Source organism: Streptomonospora alba, assembly GCF_000826685.1.
In the GTDB taxonomy this organism is placed as follows: Bacteria; Actinomycetota; Actinomycetes; order Streptosporangiales; family Streptosporangiaceae; genus Streptomonospora; species Streptomonospora alba.
This window is the reverse complement of record NZ_JROO01000029.1, coordinates 48,936-69,273: the sequence shown is the minus strand read 5'-3', so window position 1 is coordinate 69,273 and position 20,338 is coordinate 48,936. Positions and strand designations below refer to the sequence as shown.

16 protein-coding genes are annotated in these 20,338 nt (G+C 69.3%); 8 read left to right on the top strand and 8 right to left on the bottom strand.

All coding sequences use genetic code 11. From position 1 onward, the window contains the following. Positions 1-99: 99 nt before the first annotated feature. Complete coding sequence (locus LP52_RS15285) at positions 100-759, bottom strand: polysaccharide deacetylase family protein (protein WP_052809883.1); 660 nt, start codon at positions 757-759, stop codon at positions 100-102. Between the two features lie 159 nt (positions 760-918). On the opposite strand from LP52_RS15285, the gene LP52_RS15280 reads away from it, so the two are divergent. The 5 genes from LP52_RS15280 (at position 919) to LP52_RS15260 (ending at position 4,983) form a co-directional block, all read left to right on the top strand. Beyond that, positions 919-1,503: a hypothetical protein gene (locus LP52_RS15280; protein WP_157036340.1), complete on the top strand. Its 585-nt coding sequence runs from the start codon at positions 919-921 to the stop codon at positions 1,501-1,503. A 3-nt stretch (positions 1,504-1,506) separates the two neighbouring features. Beyond that, a complete protein-coding gene (cseB, locus tag LP52_RS15275) occupies positions 1,507-2,196 on the top strand; it encodes a two-component system response regulator CseB (RefSeq protein WP_040274337.1) in 690 nt (229 codons plus the stop codon). Further along, complete coding sequence (locus LP52_RS15270) at positions 2,193-3,422, top strand: ATP-binding protein (protein WP_040274336.1); 1,230 nt, start codon at positions 2,193-2,195, stop codon at positions 3,420-3,422. The genes cseB and LP52_RS15270 overlap by 4 nt, the downstream gene beginning before the upstream one ends. Positions 3,423-3,916: 494 nt before the next feature. After that, complete coding sequence (locus tag LP52_RS15265; protein WP_040274334.1) at positions 3,917-4,447, top strand: hypothetical protein; 531 nt, start codon at positions 3,917-3,919, stop codon at positions 4,445-4,447. 110 nt (positions 4,448-4,557) lie between these two features. Beyond that, complete coding sequence (locus LP52_RS15260) at positions 4,558-4,983, top strand: nucleotidyltransferase domain-containing protein (RefSeq protein ID WP_040274332.1); 426 nt, start codon at positions 4,558-4,560, stop codon at positions 4,981-4,983. Between the two features lie 152 nt (positions 4,984-5,135). Here the strand turns inward: LP52_RS15260 and LP52_RS15255 are convergent, their stop codons facing one another. From LP52_RS15255 to LP52_RS15225, 7 genes are all read right to left on the bottom strand, one after another. Next, entirely contained in the window at positions 5,136-6,197 is a 1,062-nt protein-coding gene (locus LP52_RS15255) for an endonuclease/exonuclease/phosphatase family protein (RefSeq protein WP_238580934.1), read from the bottom strand. Positions 6,198-7,451: 1,254 nt separating this feature from the next. Next, on the bottom strand, positions 7,452-8,255 hold the full coding sequence (locus LP52_RS15250; RefSeq protein WP_040274329.1) for an enoyl-CoA hydratase/isomerase family protein: 804 nt from the start codon (positions 8,253-8,255) through the stop codon (positions 7,452-7,454). After that, positions 8,256-9,503 (bottom strand): CaiB/BaiF CoA transferase family protein, encoded by a 1,248-nt coding sequence (locus LP52_RS15245; RefSeq protein ID WP_202966123.1) that lies wholly within the window; start codon positions 9,501-9,503, stop codon positions 8,256-8,258. After that, positions 9,500-11,668, bottom strand: coding sequence for a hydantoinase B/oxoprolinase family protein (locus LP52_RS15240; protein WP_040274328.1), 2,169 nt, complete (start codon positions 11,666-11,668; stop codon positions 9,500-9,502). Before LP52_RS15240 ends, LP52_RS15245 begins: the two co-directional genes overlap by 4 nt. Before the next feature lie 52 nt (positions 11,669-11,720). Continuing rightward, positions 11,721-13,775, bottom strand: coding sequence for a hydantoinase/oxoprolinase family protein (locus LP52_RS15235; RefSeq protein WP_040274326.1), 2,055 nt, complete (start codon positions 13,773-13,775; stop codon positions 11,721-11,723). Between the two features lie 52 nt (positions 13,776-13,827). Then, a complete protein-coding gene (locus LP52_RS15230; protein WP_040274325.1) occupies positions 13,828-15,102 on the bottom strand; it encodes a hydroxymethylglutaryl-CoA reductase, degradative in 1,275 nt (424 codons plus the stop codon). Between the two features lie 259 nt (positions 15,103-15,361). Beyond that, positions 15,362-17,308 carry a helix-turn-helix domain-containing protein gene (locus LP52_RS15225; RefSeq protein WP_040274323.1) on the bottom strand — a complete coding sequence of 649 codons (1,947 nt, stop codon included), beginning with the start codon at positions 17,306-17,308 and terminating at the stop codon, positions 15,362-15,364. 98 nt (positions 17,309-17,406) lie between these two features. Between LP52_RS15225 and LP52_RS15220 the strand changes: the two genes are divergently transcribed. The 3 genes from LP52_RS15220 to LP52_RS15210 all read left to right on the top strand — a co-directional run bounded on the left by LP52_RS15220 (position 17,407) and on the right by LP52_RS15210 (position 20,335). After that, on the top strand, positions 17,407-18,156 hold the full coding sequence (locus LP52_RS15220) for a CPBP family intramembrane glutamic endopeptidase (RefSeq protein WP_238580932.1): 750 nt from the start codon (positions 17,407-17,409) through the stop codon (positions 18,154-18,156). 554 nt (positions 18,157-18,710) lie between these two features. Continuing rightward, complete coding sequence (locus LP52_RS15215) at positions 18,711-19,493, top strand: ABC transporter ATP-binding protein (protein ID WP_202966122.1); 783 nt, start codon at positions 18,711-18,713, stop codon at positions 19,491-19,493. 2 nt (positions 19,494-19,495) lie between these two features. Further along, on the top strand, positions 19,496-20,335 hold the full coding sequence (locus LP52_RS15210; RefSeq protein ID WP_084723240.1) for an ABC transporter permease: 840 nt from the start codon (positions 19,496-19,498) through the stop codon (positions 20,333-20,335). Positions 20,336-20,338: the final 3 nt, after the last annotated feature.

Here is a 20,338-nt window from a genome sequence, read left to right as displayed (position 1 = left end):
CGCAACGCGCCCAACGGCGTCGTTGCGGAATTCCTCGAAGAGGGCGCCGCCGGACCGCGAGCGGGCGCAAGGCCCGGCACGATGGGTCAGGCGCCGTGTTCATTCGAGGTGTTCCTCAAGCAGCGCCGGGCGCAGGCCCGAGCGGTCGGCCTGCGTGACGAACTCCCGCACATCCTCGCGGAAATTGTCTCCGAAATGCATCAGGACGATGTCGCCCGGTCGCAGGCGGTCGGCAGCGGCGAACGACATAGTTCCATCCTTGATCTCGGCGCTCCAGAGGACGACACGGGAGACGCCGCATTCGTCGGCCGCGCGGAGTGTCGTTTCGTCGTAACTGCCGTAGGGCGGCCGGAACAGGCGCGGCCGTTTTCCGAACGCTTTCGTATAGGACCGGGCGGGTCGGCAGATCTGGCGCTTCTGGTCGGCGAAGTCCCGCCCCTTCAGATCGGAGTGGTCGATGCTGTGGCCCTCGATGCGCGAACCGGTCTCGTCGCGCAGGCGGCGGAAGAACTCGGGCTCATCGACGGCGTAGTCGCTGGTGAGGAAGAGCGAGGCGGGTACCTCCGCCTTCTTCAGGACGGTTGTCATCGCCGCGTCGCGCACCGCGCCGTCGTCGATCGTCAAGAACACGACCGGATCGTCGGTGGCGGCCCGGAAGACGACGGGCGCGCCGCCTCCCGTCTCCGAACCCGACGTGTGCGCGGACTGCCCCGCCGAGCACGACGTGAGCGCGAGAAGAACGGCCGCGGCCAGCAGCACCGGCCCGGAATATCGAATTCCCATTGTTTCGCCTCCTCTGGTGTCGTCACCGGAGGCTAGGAACCGGGCTTCTCGGTCCTGCTGACGCCGTATTGCGGTCTCCCGGAGGAATTCCGTCGATCGTGTAACAGCGACCGGCGCGGGGGTAGCATCGCGGCGATGCGAGATTCCACGAGAAGGGCGGCCATTGTGCTCTGCGCCGCCGCCGGGATGGCCGCCGCCGGCTGCGGCGTCGTCGACACCGGGGTCCGCGTCTCCGGCGCCGCGCCGACCCCTTCGGCCTCCGCGCCCCAGGACGGAGGCGCCACGACCACGCGCACCCTCGACGCGGTCGCCGTGCTGCGCGGTGACCCGGGCGTGAGCGAAACGGTCAAGGACGCGATCGCGCGGCCCTGCACCGAGGGCTACGGCGCGGGCTGGTACCCGATGTACGTGCGCTACCACGAACTCCCCAGCGCCGGAGTCCCGGTCGCGCTGGTGAACGTGCAGGGATGCGACGGCGAGGTCGCCTGCACGGGGGGCCTCGCCGGTTACGTCTACCGTCTCTGGGAGGACCGTGCCGAGCGGGTCTACACCACTGCGGACGGCGCTTCCGAGGTCGCGTGGCACGACGGCGGTCCCGTGGTCGAACGCGCGGACTGGGCGGCGGGCTCGGATTCCGAGGTGTGCCCCGGCGCCGTCACGCGCACAGAGCTGGAGTGGGACGGCGCACGGCTGAGCGAGACAGCAGGCGGGGGGAACTGAGAGGTGACCGGCACCCACGTGCTGTTCGTCGAGGACGACGACGTGATCCGCGAGACCACCGGCCTCAGCCTGGAGCGGGACGGCTTCCGCGTCACCCCCGCCGCCGACGGACGCGACGGGCTGGCGCTGTTCCGGGCGCGGCCGCCCGACGCGGTGCTGATCGACGTGGTGCTGCCGCACCTCAACGGCGTCAGCCTGTGCCGACGCATCCGGGAGGAGAGCCTGGTGCCGGTGCTGATGCTCTCCGCGCGCGACGACCCCGTCGACATCGTCGTCGGGCTGGAGGCCGGGGCCGACGACTACGTCACCAAGCCTTTCGACAGCGCGGTGCTGACAGCGAGGCTGCGCGCGGCCCTGCGGCGCGCCGAACGCTTCTCCGACGGCGGTCCGCCCGAGGGGGGCGTGCTGCGTTTCGGGGATGTCGAGATCGACCCGGACGGTGTCCGGGTGCTGCGGGGCGGCGAAGAGGTGAACCTGACCCCGACCGAGATGCGGCTGCTGCTGCGGTTCGCGCAGTCGCCCGGCACCGTCCTCAGTCGCGACGTCCTGCTGGAGAACGTCTGGGACTACGAGTGGGGTGGCGACACCAGGGTGGTCGACGTGCATGTCCAGCGGCTCCGCAACAAGATCGGCGCCGACCGGATCGAGACCGTGCGCGGATTCGGCTACCGGCTCGCGGGCGGCGACCGGTGAGCCTGCGCTGGCGGATCACCGCCACCATCGCGGTGGTGAGCGCGCTGGTCGCGGTCGCGTTGAGTCTGATGGTGCACTACGCGTATGCGTTCCAGCAGGCCGAGGAGGCCCGCGAACTGCAGACCGAACGGGTCGAGCTCGCGCTGCGCGCCTACGAGCGCACCGGCAGCCCTGCTCTGGACAGCCGCCTGGACTCCGCCGAGGTGCCCGCCCGGTTGCGCGACGCCGCCGGCGACGGCTACACGGCCACCGCCATCACCGACGGCGACGACGCGACGGCGGTCTGGGCGGCCGTGCCCACCTCGGACGGCCGGGTCCTGTCGCTGCGCAGCTCCTACGCTCCCCGGCTGGACGATCTGGCCGCGTTGGACCGGGTGCTGCTGGTCGGTTCTGCGTTGGTGGTCGCGCTGGGCGCGGGTGCCGGGGTGGTGATGGGGGCCGGGCTGTCGGCGCGCCTGGGCCGGGTCGCCGCGGCCGCCGGACGGGTGGCCGCCGGGGACCGCGGCACGCGCGTGAGCGAGGCCGTGGGAGGAAGCGCGCGCGACGAAGCGAGCGAGCTGGCGCGGGCGGTCGACGCGATGGCCGACGCGCTGGAGGCACGTATCGCGGCCGAGCAGCGGGTGACGGCCGACATCGCCCATGAGCTGCGCACTCCCCTGACCGGGTTGAGTACCGCCGCCGACCTGCTCGGTGAAGGTCGCCCCGCGGAACTGGTCCGCGACCGGGTCGCCGCGCTGCGGGCCCTGGTCGAGGATGTGCTGGAGGTGGCCCGCCTGGACACCGCGACGCAGCGTCCCGACCTCAGCGACATCGCGCTCGCCGAGTTCGTCCGCCACCGGGCCGCCCGGTTCGGCCCCGATGTGACAGTGCGGTCCGTCTCGGAGCAGGTGGTCTCCACCGATCCCCGGCGGCTGGAACGTATTCTGGCCAACCTGCTGGTCAACGCGCTCGGCCACGGCGCGCCGCCGGTCACCGTGGAGATCGACGGGAGCCGGGTGCGCATCCACGACCTCGGGCCGGGATTCCCCGACACCCTGCTGCAGGAGGGGCCCGGCCGGTTCCGCAAGGGCCCGACCCCACCGGAGGGAGGCGGCGGCCACGGCCTGGGACTCACCATCGCCTGCGGCCAGGCCGAGGTCCTGGGCGCCCGGCTCTCCTTCGCCAACCATCCCGACGGAGGGGCCCTGGCGATCCTCGACCTGGAACCCGGCAAACCGCGGCGATAGCGCCCCAGCGCCGAGGGGCCGGTGAGTGGAGCGCGGAGTTCGCGCGCCTGCGGGAGTCGCACACCTGCTCTGCGTTCTTTCCGCCGAGGACCCGAATGCAGCTCCTGCGGCCTCGCCCGCGGCCGTCTTCCCCCGCCCGTTCACTGGATAGCCGGCATGCTCGCCGTCCGAGCGGGCCTGATCCGGTGCGGCGGCTGACCGCCGAACGGGACCTGCGGAGACCCCGCGCGAACGGGGGTGAGGCGGCCGCTGCCCCGCCCAGTGACACGGCCTGTGACCCCCGATCGCCAGGGGCGATGGGACCCTGGTCGACTGCGATGAATACCCCTCCGCTACCACCCGTGAGGGCGCCTCCACTGGCGAAGATCAACGGTCTTCGGCACGGCTGGTTGATGCGGACGGCGATCAGGATGCGCGAGGCGATTGAAGGAGACGTATTACGAGCACCTCATCTTCGACGACCACCCTTTCTACGTCCGTATCTCTGGAAGCCCATGCCCTACGAGAACGCACCCTCCGAACCGTTCACCCGGCAGCAGGTGGTGGCCGTCCCTGACCACCGCATGCTGTCCCTCCATGGAGGTAGCGGCTACCGTGACGGCTCCAGCGCCGTGATCAAGCGCTCCATCTCCGCCGGCGCGGCGGCCGACGAGCACTGGATGGTCCTGCAATGCGGCAATGCCACCGTCAAGGTCCGGATCGATGTCACCGTCTGGTCGACTCAACCCTCGGGGGAACCCGGGAACGGCGCCGAGCAGGAGCACAGCTTCACCGTCGCCTTCCCCGAGGGCGTTCTCTATGTCGACCAGGGCACCATCGGCATCGCAGCCGAGATCCCCCTTCCTCGCGCGGGCTCCTACCACCTGCGCGTCCAGGGGTGGAACCATCACGCTGTCATGCGCGAGGCCCAGGACATCGAACTACAGGCCGCCGACGAAGACTGGGACCTCGACCGCATGGGCGAGGAACTCGAGAAACTGGACGGCAAAGAACGCTACGCCGTCGACCTGTGGCCGACCCACTGAACCCGGGCGCCGGCGCCCACAGGTGAGGCGAGCACATCCGCGGGGGACAGTGCCACAGCGACGCCGTCCCCCGCACCGGGAAGAGCACTGGACTCGGAAGGGGCCGATGCATGTCCGTCTCGCGCCAGCGTGTAAAAGAGGTCGCCGATCTGCAGGATTGGGCGTCGAACTGGGCGCGCCGCCGTTCCGATGTCGCCGGACTCCTGCTTGTCGGCTCGTGGGCCCGAGCGGCGGCACGCGAGGACTCCGACGTCGACCTCGTCCTCTTGAGCGACGACCCCGCTCTCTACAACACCGACTCCCTGAGCCTGCTCGGCACGTTCGTCACCACCCGCACCTGGGGTCCTACCACCGAGTGGCGCTGGCGCACTATCTCCGGTCTGGAGATCGAACTCAGCGTCGCCACACCCGACTGGGCCGCCACCTCTCCCCTGGACGCGGGCACCAGACGCGTGATCACCGACGGCGCACGCAGCCTGTACGACCCGCGTGACCTGGTGGCCGACCTCATGACCGCATGCGCGGCCCCGGAGTGACAACCACCGCGGGCCCGAGGTCCTCCGTCAGCGGACTTGTGCTCGTAGCGCCGGTGCAGCCGGCCGCGTCCGCCCAGCCAGGCCACGGCGCCTTGATCCGCGACAGCCGACCCAGGTGAGGTGCGGCCCCTATCCGGAGGCTTACCCGGTGTTCACCAGCTGATGGCGGCCGCCACCGGGAGGTGGTCGCTGCCGGTGGCCGGCAGCACCCACGAGCTCTCCGGCTCCACGCCGCGGACGAGGATCCGGTCGATGCGTGCCACCGGGAACTTCGCCGGCCAGCTGAAGCCGAAGCCGTCCCCGGCCTCCTCCTGGGCCGAGTCCAGCTGCGCGGTGATCCTGTCGAACGCGCGGTCGTCGACGGTGCCGTTGAGGTCGCCGAGCAGTACCACCCGCTCATTCTGCTCGGCGGCGACGGCCGTGCCGAGCGCCTGCGCGCCTCTGTCCCGCGAGGCCGTCCAATAGCCTCCTCTGGGCATCACCCGTACGGACCCCAGATGGGCCGCATACACCGCCAACGGCCCGTGGTCCGTGCTCACCGTGGTGCGCAGCGCCCGGGTTTCGCCCATCATGACGTCGACCGGCTCGGTGTCCGACAGCGGCAGCTTGCTCCAGAGCCCGACCGTGCCCTGCACCGCGTGGTAGGGGTACGCCTTCGCCAACTCCTTCTCGTACAGCGGTTCCGCCTGAGGGGTGATCTCCTCCAGAGCCAGCAGGTCCGCGCGGGAGGCGGCGAGGTCGCGGGCGGTGCCGACCGGGTCGGGGGTCTCGGCACCGACGTTATGGCTGACCACTGTAAGGTCCCCGCCCGGCTGCGACTTGTCGATGAGCAGCCCGCCGAAGAGGTTCAGCCACACCGTCGCCGAAAGCAGCAGCGCGACCGCCGCGGAGGCGGAGCGGCGCCAAAGCGCCCCCGCCAGCATCACCGGGATGAACAGGCCGAACCACGGCAGGAAGGTCTCCACCAGGCTGCCGACGCCTCCGATCCGGTTCGGGATCTTCGCGTGCAGCAGCATGAGCAGACCCGGCAGCAGCGCCAGCGCCGCAAGCACCGAGCCGCGCTTCCAGGGCCCCGGCCGGGTAGCGATACGAAGTGCCCGGCGGATGCGCGCGCGCCGGGTACCGAAACCGGTGTCGCGACGGTCGGCGCCCTCCTCTCCGGGCTCCGCCGCATCCGGCCCCGCCATCGCCCGCACTGGTTCACTGTCGGTCACTGCTGCGTCCTCGGGTCCTCGGTGGGGTCGGCATACATCCGCTGGGCAACCACGATCGCCCCTGTCACGCAGCTCATAGTGCCAGGGCTCGTTCCGGTGAATCCGACACAGCCGTATTCGGCGACCGTCTCGGGAAGAACCTCCGCCCGCGGAAGGCGGCCAAGGCAGTCTGCCCGGGGACGACGACCTCGGCTGCTGGTAGCCGCGGGGACTGCGGTGATCATTGCCAGGACGGCTACCATGCCGACGACAAGGCGCCGGCGCATCCAGCGAGGCGGGTCGTTGTCCGTGCTGGCGGCGGAGTTCGAGTCGTGCCGCCGGTCAAGGCGGGGGCAGCGTCCCCCGAGAGGCGTTCGGGCGAATCACGACGGAGATCCTGCCCGCTCTCTTCGCCATACTCGCCGACGGGGCCATCGCGGTGTACACCTGGACCCGCCCTGTCAGAGGTGGCCGCGCCTCGAAGACACCCGTGCCCTCGGGCGTAGGCGTGGGACGGTCCCGTCAAGGGCGGCGCATCCGCATGGGCCGACGCACCCCTGGAGCTCGCGCGCACGGCATCCGGGCAGGGACGGTTCCCGAGGCGGAAGACGGCTCTGCCGGCGCGGGGTTCGTCGCCTGACGGTGGCGGCGAGGGCGGCGGATGGCCGGGGTGGGCAGGAGTCGGTGCTGCCGGCGAATGGCCCAGCGCCCGACGTAGGCGGCGACGGCACCGCAGATCCGGGGCGGCGCCGACGGCTCCGCGTGCATGGACGCGCTCCGGGCGCACTGCCGACCACTAGGGGCCCGACTTGCCCGAATTGTTCCCAGGGCACCGCCCGCATCAGCGTTGATCTTGTACCTGCGGTCATTGTGAGCGATCACATGTCACCGCAGGTACAAGATCAACGCGGGAAACGGGCGGCGATCGAGTAGGACGCCGATGCTGGCCCGTGGCGAACCGCCCCCACGACAGCGGTATCGACTTACGCCGTCCCCGGCTCCGCGGCGGCACCTCTACGGTCAGGGCCCGCGCGCTCGCGGGCACCGGCCCACCGGGGCACGCTCCGACCTACCGGGGCGCGTTTCGGTGTGAGGACGTTCGCCACTCGGGACGCAGTGCGCTGCGGATCAGGCTGATGCCGAGCGCGCGGCGAAACCGGTGCCGATGGTAAGCGAGGACTCCCAGAGTGAACCTGACCGTGTACTGGGGCAGGTGCGAGGAGCGCATACCGGCGAGTCGACTAACCGGCAGAGAACCGCGACACATCCTCACTGTCACTCCTCGGCGCTCTCATCGCTCGTCGATGACTGGCGCGACGGAAACACGGGGGCGCGTTTCTGCTGGAATGCGGCCAGCCCTTCGCGGGCGTCCGGGCTTTCGAACGCGCGTTGCCCGTAGCGGGCTTCGCTCTGGAACGCCTCCCGGGACGGAAGGTCGGCCAGCCGCAGCACCGCCTCCTTGATAGTGGCGATCGCCGTCCCGCTCAGTCCCGCGAGGCGTTCCGCCCACTCGACCGCGGTGGGCAGTACCTCATCGGCCGGAACCACGGCGTTCAGCAGCCCATAGCGCAACGCTTCCCGGGCGTCGATGCGCTCGGCGAGCAGAAGCAGCCGCATCGCCCACGCGTACGGAATCTGGCGCGTGAGCCGAACGAGCGTGCCACCGGCGGGCACCACGCCGACCCCGGGTTCGGGGAACTGGAACTCGGCGTGCTCGCTGGCGACGCGCAGATCCGTCGACAGCAGGATCTCGAATCCGCCGCCCAGGCAGAGCCCGTTGACCGCACCGATCACGGGTTTGAAGAGGTCGGTGTGCTTCTGGTGGGCGCCGTCCCAACGGGAGATGTCGAACCGTCCTTCGGCCAGGGCCGGGATGGACTCGCCCAGGTCCGCCCCGACGCAGAAGGCGCGGTCACCTCGGCCGGTCAGTACAGCGGCGGAGATCGAGGCGTCGTCGCGGACCTCGGCGAAGGCGGCCGCCAGCTCGTCGTACATTGCCAGGGTCAAGGCGTTGAGCTTGTCCGGGCGGTCGAACCGGATGACCGCCACCGCCCCCTCGCGTTCGACGGTGATGCCCACCTACACCACCCCGGAGGCGCGTAGCGCGGCGATCTCGTCATCGGACAGCCCCGCCATCGCCCGCAGGAGCGTGTCGGTGTGCTCGCCGACAGCGGGCGCGAGCCCGCGGGGCTCGGCCGGAGTGGCACCGAGGTGGATCGGCTGCCCGAACATCTCAAGCGTGCCGAGCTCGGGGTACTCCACATCGACGATCATGTCGCGCGCCTTGATGTGCGGATCATTGACGACATCGCCGATGTCCTTGATCGCGGTGAGCGGGACCTGCTCGCCGGCCAGCTCCTCCAACTCCGCCCGCGTACGCTGGGCCATCCACCGGTTCAGCAGGGGGCGGATGCGCCGTTCGTAGACTTCCGGATCGAATCGCTTGGCCATGGTGTCGATCTCGGAATCGTCGGCCGCCTCAGGCTCCCCGAACATGGCGCACGTCAGTCTCCAGAACTTGTCGGTGTACCCGCCGAAGAACACGTACCCGTCCTTGCAGGGATAGAGCCCGTAGGGGCGGACGAACGGGTGGGCGTTGCCCAAGGGCTTGGCGGTCTTTCCCTCGACCGTGTAGGACACGACGGCGCTCTCGGTCAGGGAGAGCACGGAGTCCTGCTGGGCGACATCGACGAGCTGGCCCTCCCCGGTGCGTTCGGCGTGCCGCAGTGCTGCCAGTGTGCCGATCACGGCGTACATGGTCGCCGCGAGGTCTCCGATGATGGTGCCCACCCGCGTCGGAGGCTGGTCGGGGTTCCCGTTCATCGACCACAGGCCTCCCGCGGCCTGCGCGCTGTTGTCGAACGCCGGGCGCCGCCGGTACGGCCCGGTCTGCCCGAAGCCCGAGATCGCAGTGTAGACGAGCCTGCGATTGACGTGCTGGAGGTCGACGTGGCCGAGGCCGAGCTTGTCCATCGTGCCCGGGCGGAAGTTCTCGACGAGCACGTCGGCGTGCTCGGCGAGCCGCTTCAGCAACTGTTTGCCCTCTGCGGCGGCGAGATCGAGCGTCAGGCCCATCTTGTTGCGGTTGTACTGGGCGAAGAAGGCGCTGAACCGGTCACCGCCGTCGGATTCGAGGAACGGGGGAAAGTCCCGCGCGTAGTCGGGCTCGCCGGGCCGTTCGATCTTGATGACCGTCGCCCCCAGATCCGCCAGGATCATGGAGCAGAACGGGCCGGCCACCACGCGGGTGATGTCGAGGACGACCACTCCGGCGAGCGGGCCGCGCGCGGTGGTCTCCGTGCCGGGTGGCTCGGGCAGCCTGTTCACAGCGTCTCCGCCTCCTTCCCGCGCGATTCCACGCGGATGCGCGTCTCCAGCAGCGTGCCGCACGCCGGGCTTACCAGCTCGTCGATCAGCACGGCCGGCTCGGCGTCCCGCGAGCGCACTCGCACACCGAGCTCGGACAACCGCTGCGCGGCGGCGCTGGATCGAGTCAGCACGTCACCGCGCCAGTCGTCGTCGGTGCTCAGCCGAGCGCCGCTTGCGGGGCAGTACCAGCCGTCGCTGTCGCGTTGCGGAGCCGAGCTCCCGGGAGCTGCTCCGGGCGCGATCGAGACTGCGGGCTCGCGGCCCCCGAGGCGCTCGACCCGCAGGGCTGCGCGTCGGCGCTCGGTCTCGGTGCCGTCGACCTCTCCGTCGACGAGAACCACCCCATAGACCTTCGCCGCGACGGCGTCGGTGACGTATCCGTCCGCCACGTCGCGTGCGACCAGATCTGGGGCGCGCAGCAGTGGGTCGCCGTATCCGCCTCCTCCGGCGACCCACTGCATGAACACGTCGTCGGAGCCGATCGTGACGCCCTGCTGGTTGATCTCCAGGAGCTCGCGCGCGCCCGCGGTCAGGTCGGTGTCGGTCGGGACGGTCCCCTGGTCGAGCAGGTCGTTGATGTTGGTGGTGCGCCAGACCGCATGTCCGCTGCCACCGCCGGGGAATCCGCCGCCGAACCCGTCGGCGACCACCTGCGCGTTGGGGGCGAACACCGTCTGGATCACCTCCGGGGTGCCGTGCAGTTTCCAGGCGAACTCGTGCCCTTGCCCGCCCCGGTAGGCGCCGTGTCCCGCGCTCGCGGTATTGAGCCGCTTCCACAGGTACAGCACCGGGTAGAGCATCTCGTTCATCTCTACATCGGGCAGAGAGTTGTTGACCTGGGTCATCATCCCGCCGCAGTCGAGGCCGTCGGTGACGGGCTGGGCACCGGTGCCCATGCCTCCGCCGTCCATGTTGAACAGCACGAAGTACTCGCCGTCGTCGCGCGTGCCTGCGGAGATGCCGCCGGTCCAGGAGTCCGCCCACACTCCTTGGGTACGTGCGCGTATCAGCTCACTGGTGCTGGTCCTGGCCGCCTCGTTGAGGAGCTTGGTGACGAGTCGGCTGACACGGGCCCCGGTCGTGAGGTGGCCGTTGCTGATGGGTGCCGGCGGCACGGGGTTGACCAGGGAGCCCTGTTCGGCCAGAACGGTGCAGGCGGTCATCACACCCTCGTTGAATGGCACGTCCCAGGCGAGGATGGGCACGAGTGCGCTGGCGACGCTACCCACCAGGGTTCCGTAGCTGAGGTTGATGAAGCCGTCGGTCTGAGGGCTGGAGCCGGTGAAGTCCATCGTGATCTGGTCATCGGCCTTGGTCATAGTGCAGTGCACGCGGTAGAGCTCGTTGATGTGCCCGTTGTGCTCGGTCCACTCGTCCGCCTCGTAGACGCCGTCGGCGAGCAGGGCGATCCGCTCGCGCACCACGCGCTCGGCGATTTCGAAGTTGACCCGCGTGTACTCGCGGAACGCGGCGAGTCCGAATTCCTCGACGGTGCTGAACAGCCTGCGAATCCCGGTGTTGTTGCTGGCGACCAGGCTGCGCACGTCGTTCCAGAACAGTGTGGGGACGCGGACGTTGTTCAGCAGCACGCGGCGGACCCACTCGATGGGCTTGCCCTGCTCGAAGATTTTCACTCCGGGGGGAAGCCGCAACGCCTCGCTGAAGCAGTCGTAGGCTCCCGGCGCGAAGCCGCCCGGGGTCATTCCGCCCACGTCCACCAGATGCGCCTGCGACTGCGCCCAGCCGATGAGTTCGTCGCCGTAGAAGATCGGCGAGATGACGTTGGTGTCCGGCGGGTGCGCCGAGCCGGCGGTGTGGGGGTCGTTGCAGATGAACGCGTCGCCGGGGTGAAGCGGTTCGCCCTTGATCTCCGCGACGAGGTTCTGCACCGCCACGCTGCCGGATCCGATGTGGAACTGGACGAAGTCCGAGTAGGAGTAGATCCTGCCTTCGGGGTCGAACAATGCCGTGTTGAAGTCGCCGGATTCGGTGATCACCGGTGAGCCGGAGGACCGGATCATCGCGCTGCCCATCTCCTCGACGATCGAGTCCAGGCGCATCCGAAGGACTTCGAGGGTGACGGGGTCGTACCCGGCGGGGACGTGCGTGGAGTTCATGGTCATGGCCGTCTCCTGGGAATGTGTGCGGCGGACCGGCAAACGATGCTGAGTCCGTTCACGATGCGTTCAGGCGGATCGAGAAATGGCCTCCGTCGACCACCTCCACAACCGCCCCTGCGGGCACGTACACGGTGGTGTCGGGTTCTTCCAGGAGGCAGGGACCGTGCGCTGCGCCCAAGGCGCCGAACCCGCGGTGGACCTCGACGCTGCGACGTTCTCCGGTGACGGGGTCGACGCATTCCCGTGCATCGTCGAAATGCTGCTCGCCGCCGCTTCCACTGTCCGTGATCCGCTGAGCCTCGGTGCGCCCGACCGCCTTGACCCGGGAATTGACGAGTAGCACCTCGGCCTCGGTCCACGCCGTCCCGACGCCGAACTCGGCCTCGTAGTCCTCGATGAAGCGTCGACGCAGCACGTCCTTGTCCTCATCGTCGAATACCTTGCTCGGCAGCCGCGTGGTGACTTCGAAGATCTGCCCCAGGAACTTCATGTCCGCCTCGCGATGCGTCTCGCGCCGCTCGGCGGGGATGCTCTCGGACTCGAACCAATCCTGCGCTCGCGCTTCCAGAGCGGAGAACTCCTTTTCCAGTTGCGCGGCCGGCTCGGAGAACGTCCACGGCGTGGTCTGCACTGCGGAGAAGACGGAGTCGGCGTGCATGAGGCCGTAGGCGGAGAACACTGCGGCGTTGCGCGGAATGATCACTTCTCCCACCCCGATCTCCGCGGCGATGGCGGCCGCGAACAGCCCGCACGCCCCACCGAAACCGACCAGGGTGAAATCGCGGGGATCGTGCCCCCGGTTCACGGTGATCTTGCGGACCGCGTTGGCCATCTGCGACACGGCGAGGCGATAGACACCGTGGGCGGCAGCGTCGGTGGACAGCCCGAGCGGCTCGGCGAGGTGGCGGTGTACCGCGTCGCGGGCCTCGTCCTGGTAGAGGGTGACGGTACCGCCGAGGTAGTAGTCGGGGTTGAGCAGGCCCATCACCAGAGCGGCGTCGGTGACGGCAGGCCGGTCACCGCCTTTTCCGTAACAGGCCGGTCCCGGCACGGAACCGGCGCTGTGCGGACCGACCCGCATGACACCCCGGCCGTCGACCCAGGCCAGGCTGCCGCCTCCGGCTCCGATCGTCTCGATGTCCACCGCGGTCAGGCTGGTCGGCAGTCCGCCGATCTCGGCGCGCGGCAGCACACGGAACTCGTCGTCGATGATGGCGGCCGCATCCAGACTGGTTCCCCCCATGTCCGCCGTGAGCACCCGGTGCCGCCCCAGGTGCTGGCCGAGCAGGCGCGCGCCGGTCACTCCTCCCACCGGACCGGAATTGAACATGGCGATCGGCGCCCTGCTGGTCTCCTCCGCTGACAGGAAGCCGCCGTGGACCTGCATAATCTGCACAGGTGTGCGCAGGCCTCGGGCGGCGAGCTCCTCGGCGAGATGATCGAAGTGCTGTGCCACGATCGGCTTGACCGCCGCATCGAGCGTTGTGGTCACCATCCGCTCGTACTCGCGATACACGGGCGTGAGCCGGCTGGACAGGGTGTAGGGCAGGTCCGGATGGTGGGTTTCGAGGTATCTGCCGATCGCCTCCTCGTGCTGGCGGTTGCGGAACGACCACAGCAGGCACACCGCCAGGGATTCCGCTCCCGTCGCAAGCACACGGTCGACGGCCTCGGCCACGGCGTCCTCGCGCAGCGGGACGAGGACGTCGCCGTGGGAGTCGATGCGTTCGGGGACCTCGACGATGCGGTTGCGATCGATGACCGCGGGCGGCGGTGCCGTCCGGTGCGGGTCGCGCTCGTCGTCGCGCGCTGAGCGGGCGATGCGCAGCGTGTCGCGGAATCCCTGCGTGGTCAGCAGGCCGACGGCCGAGTACTTCTGCTCGTCGACGGCGTTGGTGACGATCGTGTTGCCCAGGACGAAACGGTCGATCTGCGGGTAGAAGTCGCCCGTGGCCACGCCGAGCCGACCTTCGAGGACGCCGAGGGCGTCGAGGATACCCGTCGTGACGTTGGGTGTTGAGAATGCCTTGCCGCGCACGGCGCGGCCGTCGTGGACGGCGACCGCGTCGGTGAACGTGCCCCCCACATCGATGCCCACGTGCAGAGTCATGGTTGCTGCGTCTCCTTCGGCTCGGTGCTGGTTGTCGCCGGGTGGCCGGTGGTCAGCCGCCCGGCGACCGCAGTTCGGCGAGCACCTGCTCGGCACGGTCCGCTCGTATGGCCCGGTCGGCGATCAATCGGCCGACGACCTCGGGGATCTCGTCTGCCGTTGCGCCGGCCGCGACCGCGACGTTGCGGGCGTGCAGCGACATGTGGCCGCGCTGGATCCCTTCGGTCGCCAGTGCGCGCAAGGCGGCGAGATTCTGCGCCAGGCCGACCGCCGCGACGATCTCGGCGAGTTCGGCCGCGGTGGCCACCCCGAGCAGCCGCACCGCGGAACCCGCCGCCGCATGGACCTTGGTCGCTCCGCCGATCAGTCCGACCGGCATCGGAAGTTCGAGCGTGCCGACGAGGTCGCCGTCGGAGTCGACTTCGAAGTGCGACAGGGCTGTGTACACGCCGTCCGCTCCGACGGCGTGGGAGTGCGCACCGGCCTCGACGGCCCGCGTATCGTTTCCGGTAGCCAGCACGACGGCGGTGATCCCGTTCATGATCCCCTTGTTGTGCGTGGCCGCACGGTAGGGATCGGCTTCGGCCAGCGCGGCCGCATGCACGATGTCGCCGACGATCCGCTCGCCCCCCAGCGCATCGGCACTGAACACGGCCCGCGCTCGCGCCAACCTCGTGTCGGCCTTATTGGTCAGGATCCGCAGCAGCACGCGGCCGCCGGCGATCTCACCGACCCGGCCCGCGAGCGCCTCGGCCATGGTGTTGACGGCGTTGGCGCCCATGGCGTCGCGTACATCGACGACCAGGTGCACCACGACGTATCGGCCAGGGCGTGCGTCGACGATGCGCACGGTGAGGTCGCGCACCCCGCCGCCGAGGGAGACAAGCTGCGGATCCTGGTCGTCGGCCAGGCGGATCAATTCGTCGCGGGCCTCCAGCAGGCGCAGCCGCGCGCCATCGGGGTCCGCCACGTCCAGCACTTGGACCTGGGCCTGCATGACAGGCGCCGAACTGCTGGTGTGGAATCCGCCCCGCTCACGCGCGATCCGCGCGGCGTTGCCGGCCGCCGCGACTACCGACGGCTCCTCCGTGGCCATCGGGACCAGGACGTCCACCCCGTTGACGGTGAAGTTGGTAGCCACTCCCAGCGGCACCCCGAGCGTGCCCGCCGCGTTCTCGATCATGTGATCGGCCTGCTCGACGGTCAGCCCACCTGAGGCGAACGCATCGAGTGCCTCCGCGGGAACACCGGCGCCTTTGGCGGCCATAGCCCGCCTCTCCGCCGGGGACGCGTCCCGGAAACCGGGGATCCTGCTCTGCCTCGTCACACATACCTCCCTGTCCTCGGCCGAAGCCGTGCGGGCCGCGCCGTACCGACGCACGGCCGGGGGCGGTCTCCCCGGTGCCGCAAAGCCGCCGGGTTAGAGGCAACGCTAGGGGGAGTGTGACCTCAGCAACACGGTCGAACTACACGTTTCCGGACGACCGTACACGTGTGAATCACCCAGGCCGGGTTCCGACAACTCCCAGGTCAGCCGATTGCGCGACGTTCTCGCCCCGAGGGAAGCGCTCGGGTGGGTTGCTCGTTCATCCCACCGTCTTCGGCCGTGCCAGGGCGTGCAGGCGGGCGGCGACGGAGACACGGAACAGCGATTCGGGCTCACGCCACTCCGGGCCCAGCAGGGCGCTGATCCGATCCAGCCGCTGTGTCACCGTATTGATGTGGACGTGGAGGAACCGCGCCGTACGGCTGGGGCTCGCGTGGGAGTCGGCGAAGGCGGACAGCGTCTCGAACAGCTCGGTGCCGCGCTCCTCGTCCCACCGCAGCACCGGCCCGATCGTCGATTCGATGAAACCGGACAGGTGTTCGCCGCCGGTGCCGAACATCGCCATGTAGGGCTCGTATGCCCGCGCGTCGGCCGTCCCTTCCGTCGTATTCAGCTTGCGCATGAGCTCGACACACCGGCGGGCGGCTTCGAAGCACGTCCCCAGCGCCTCGACTGAGGGAGCCGGCGGGCCCGCGACGGCCAGCACCGGTCCCCGCTGCACGCGGTTGAGCGTGTGCCGCACCTCGTGCGCGGCCGTCATGGGGTCATCCTGAGGCGAGAGGATCACCAGCATGCCGTCCCGCTCCCCGACCAACCCGCCCTCAACCGCTCTCCGCAGTCCTTCGAGGGCCGGTCTCCGCCCGTCGGCGGGGACCGTCGCCACCACCACCGAACGCAACTCGTCCAACCGCACGTCGCGGGCTCGCGCCCTGAGCAGCAACTCCTGCCAGCGGTGCTGATCGGCACGCAGTATGTCGGACAGCAACTCTCCGCGCACGCGATCCTCGGCTGCGGCCACCGCCTCCTGCTTGACCTCGACGAGGGCGGCGATCTGTGCGGCACGTTCGATCGTGCGCTGCTCGACTTCGCGGAGTTCGAGGTCGCCGTATCCGACGAGTACCGCCCCCAGGAAGGTTTCGGCGGCTACGATGGCTACCGCGACCTCCGGAAGCGGCGCAGTATCCTCGATGAAGACGCATCGACCCGACAGCCGGCTCGCTGCGATCGCCTCGTGCACGGAATGCGGTAGGTCGCCGTCTGTCTCGCAATAGTGCATCCCGCCGTTGTCCGGCTCCACGATGAGCGCGAGTTCTCGGTCGAGGATCGTCACCGGGCGATCCAGCGCCTTCCCCAGCGTCTCCGCCACCTCGTGTGCGCTGCCACCCCGCAACACAACGGCGGTGAGATCCTCGTGTACCGTGCTGGCGCGTTCCATCGCGGTGACGTTGCTCGCCAGTATGGAATTCGCCCGCTCGGCCTCCTGGGCCGCGACGCGCGCCTGCTCCAGCAGTCGCGTGGTCTGCAGCACCACCGCCGCGTGATCGGCGAAAGCGCTCAACAGGGCGATCTCATCGGGAACGAACTCGTGCTTGCTGCGGTTGGCGGCGAACAGCACTCCCAGCACCCGGCCTCCCGCCACAAGCGGTACACCGAGCAGGGAGACGAGTCCCTCCGCCGCCACAGCCGCATCGATTCCCTGCTCACGCTGAATCGAACGGTTGTCGTGGTAGACGGACGTCCACTGCGGGCATCGAGTACGCACAACCTGACTCGCCAGGCCCATCCCCGGAGGAACCCGCAGCTCCCGGAACGACGGCGCGACCGCTCCCAGAGTCGAACGCACTCGCAGCTCGTCGCTGCCTTCATAGAACTCCGACAGGTAAGTGACATCCGTACCCATCAGGTCATGCGCTCGCTCTACGAGACGGTGCAGCAGCGTGTCGGTGTCACGCAGCTCGGCCAACTCGCGGGCGCTGGAGAACAAGGCCGACAACTCCAGACCGCGACGCCGCCACCGCGCCAGCAAGGAGCGGAGATTGCGAACACGGTTCGTCAGCGCCGCCAGGTCTTCGGCCGGGAGCTTGCCACTCGACCGCTCCAGCGCCTCATCGGCGGTCTCCTCGGAGTCGGCAGCCACAGCGTCGAGCAACTCGACCACATGCGTCACCGGAATGCCCCGCCCCTGCTCGTCGGCACTCGTTTCCATGTCAGACAGGATGCCCTTCTCGTTACCGGCTCGCCACTGAGCCCGGTCGCCGTCGGTTTTCCCAGACCGGCCGGTATCCAGGCATAGGCTCCATTCCCATGGCGAGGGAGTGGGAACAGCGCGAGGAACCGACACCTGAGGCGCGGCCGGACGCTCGGGCGCCGGAGCGACGTCCCGCGCCCGTGCGGGCGAGCCTGGTGTTCCTCGGCGGGGCACTGATCGTCTTCGTGGCGCCTCCGCTGGCGGCAGGGGTCTTCACCGGCCAGGGGCCCGCGGTGCTGATCACCGTGGCGCTGGCCGAGCTGCTGCTGGTATGCGCCATCACGGCGTGGTGGCTGCACCGCCGCCGTCTGCGGTGGGTAGACGTCGGACTGAGCGCGCGGCACTGGGTCCGCGACTCCGCGCTGGGCGCCGCAGCCGTGGTGCCGCGGTTGCTGCTGGAGTTCGGCGTCCTCGTTCCGATGGCCGGTGGAGCCGACAGCCCCGAGGCCCGCGAGGTCCTGGACAACACGGCTGCCGGCGGGGCCGCCCTGGCCGCCACGCTCGTGCTCGGCGTCATCGGGGGCGGCGTCGCCGAGGAACTCTACTTCCGCGGATTCATGATCGGAGCTCTACCGGAGGCCTTCCGCCGGCGCCGCCGCGCGGTGGGCGTGGCCGCGGTGCTGTCGGTGCTGCTCTTCGGCCTGCTGCATGTGCCCTCCAGCTGGTCGGCAGCGGTCGCCATCGCCGTGGCCGGACTCGTCTATGTCGGCCTCTTCATGCTCACAGGCCGCGTGACCGCCTCGATGGTCAGCCACTGCCTGTGGAACACCGCGGCCGTCGTCGCCGTGCTCACCCTGTACGGCTGAAAAGTGCAGTCGGCGGTGGCTCTTTCGACGGGCTGACCGTTCTCGAACGCCGCCCCGGCACGGACCGGAGCATCAGGCGGAACGCGTTCACAGCGCGCCGCCTTGCGCACATGCGGTCGCTGGACACCGCTTCACCCGCATCCGCGGCCGCGCGCGGCGAAACCGCCCCCACGGCGTCCTGCCCGTCGCCTCCATGCGGGGATCCGACGGCCGGCGGACCGCATTCAACGGGGTTCGCCACCTCGCCACCCCCGAGACCAAATGTCTGATTTGATGCAATTTTACGCATCTGCCCCATTCTGACCGAGTCAACGGAAAGCCTGACACAGCAGTCGTTTCGCACCCGAACCCAGGGTGGCGCGTGACGGAGCGAACACGCGGAGCTACTTCTCTCTCCCTTGTAAACATGCTGTGACCAGGGATTTTCTTGCACAGACCCCCTTGACTCCCAAGATCTCGATTCTTAGCGTAGTGGATCTAATAGAACATTATTAGAGAGTGATAACCGTCGGAGCGCTGCTGTCGTCCGCTCAGTACAAGGAAGGACCGGCCGCATGGAATCGGGATTCATCTCCGCACGTGGCATCGGGATGCGCTTCGGCGGAACCAGCACCGCACAGCCCGTTCTGGAGGCCCTCGACCTGACCATCGCCCCCGGAGCCTTCGTCACCCTGCTCGGACCGTCGGGCTGCGGAAAGAGCACACTGCTGAAGATCCTGGGCGGGCTTCTGGAACCCACCGACGGAGAGGTCTCGATCGGGGGCCGACCGCCCTCGGAAGCGGTCGACCGGCGCCAGATCGGCCTCGTTCCGCAGCGGCCGGCCCTACTGCCGTGGAAGACCGCTCTGCAGAACGCATGCGTACTGCGCGACGTCGCCACCGGAAAGGGCCGCAGCGCCGAGTCGCTCCGGGCGGCCGAGAACGCGCTCGCCCTCGTCGGCCTTGAGGAGGCGGCCGGAAAGCTGCCCCACCAGCTCTCGGGCGGTATGGCACAGCGGGTCTCCATCGCCCGCGCACTGGCCATGGACCCCGAGATCCTGCTGATGGACGAGCCTTTCGGCGCCCTCGATGCCATCACCCGCGACGAGATGAACGAGAAGCTCGCCGAAATCTGGACTCAGACGGGCAAGACCGTCGTCTTCGTCACCCACGCGATCAGCGAGGCGGTCTTCCTTTCCGACACGGTGCACGTCATGGGCGCCGATCCCGGACGGCTCGTGCAGACCCTCGATATCTCCCTCCCCCGCCCGCGCACCCGCGAGGTGTTCGACGACCCGGTGTTCACCGACTACACATCCCGGCTGCGCGAGCTACTCGAACCGAAAGCGACGGTGTGACCATGGTGACCGCGGCACCCGGCGTCCCCACCCGTGAGCACAGCAGGCCGGTGTCGACAACCCCCGGTCGGCTGCGGCGGTGGTACTCCCGCGCCTGGCCCAGCGCCCTTTTACTCCTGGCCGTGCTGGTGGCGTGGGAGCTGGCGGTGGCCCTTCTCGGGGTCTCGGAGTTCGTCGTCGCCCCGCCGAGCGCCTTCGCCGCCGAGACCTGGAACTCCCGCGAGTTGCTACTCGCGGCCGCCTGGATCACCACCCAGGAGATCCTCTACGGATTCCTGATCAGCGTCGCGGTAGGCGTAGGACTGGCCGTGGTGATCGCGCGCTTCAGCTGGGTCGACCGGGCGGTGTACCCGCTGGTGGTCCTGTTCCAGGTGGTCCCCAAGGTGGCGCTGGCCCCGATCTTCATCCTCTGGTTCGGCTACGGCGTGACACCCAAACTGCTGCTGGTCGTGGTGATCGCGTTCTTCCCGATCACCCTCAACATGCTCGTCGGACTGCGCAGCATCGACCCGGACCTGCTGCTGCTGATGAAGTCGGTCGGCGCCACCCGCAACCAGATCCTCGCCCGCATCCAGATCCCCACCTCCCTGCCCTACCTGTTCGCGGGAATGCGGATCGCCATCACGCTGGCGGTGATCGGCGCCGTCGTCGCCGAGTTCGCCGGAGCCTCCGACGGCCTCGGCTACCTCATCCAGTTCGCGTCGACCCAGCTCGACACCCCGCTCATGTTCTCCGCCCTGATCCTCGTATCGCTGCTGGGACTGGTCCTGTACTACGGGATGTCGCTCGCCGAGTTCGCCCTCGCGCGCCGGTTCCCGCACATCACCGCCGAATCCCAGTAGACC

What these genes read in the sequence shown, in the direction of transcription:
- LP52_RS15235 (WP_040274326.1), bottom strand. Translation starts at nt 13,775, where the DNA reads ATGACTCTGCACGTGGGCATCGATGTGGGGGGCACGTTCACCGACGCG.
- LP52_RS15215 (WP_202966122.1), top strand. Translation starts at nt 18,711, where the DNA reads ATGGAATCGGGATTCATCTCCGCACGTGGCATCGGGATGCGCTTCGGC.
- LP52_RS15210 (WP_084723240.1), top strand. Translation starts at nt 19,496, where the DNA reads ATGGTGACCGCGGCACCCGGCGTCCCCACCCGTGAGCACAGCAGGCCG.
- LP52_RS15265 (WP_040274334.1), top strand. Translation starts at nt 3,917, where the DNA reads ATGCCCTACGAGAACGCACCCTCCGAACCGTTCACCCGGCAGCAGGTG.
- LP52_RS15260 (WP_040274332.1), top strand. Translation starts at nt 4,558, where the DNA reads ATGTCCGTCTCGCGCCAGCGTGTAAAAGAGGTCGCCGATCTGCAGGAT.
- LP52_RS15220 (WP_238580932.1), top strand. Translation starts at nt 17,407, where the DNA reads ATGGCGAGGGAGTGGGAACAGCGCGAGGAACCGACACCTGAGGCGCGG.
- LP52_RS15280 (WP_157036340.1), top strand. Translation starts at nt 919, where the DNA reads ATGCGAGATTCCACGAGAAGGGCGGCCATTGTGCTCTGCGCCGCCGCC.
- LP52_RS15240 (WP_040274328.1), bottom strand. Translation starts at nt 11,668, where the DNA reads ATGACCATGAACTCCACGCACGTCCCCGCCGGGTACGACCCCGTCACC.
- LP52_RS15225 (WP_040274323.1), bottom strand. Translation starts at nt 17,308, where the DNA reads ATGGAAACGAGTGCCGACGAGCAGGGGCGGGGCATTCCGGTGACGCAT.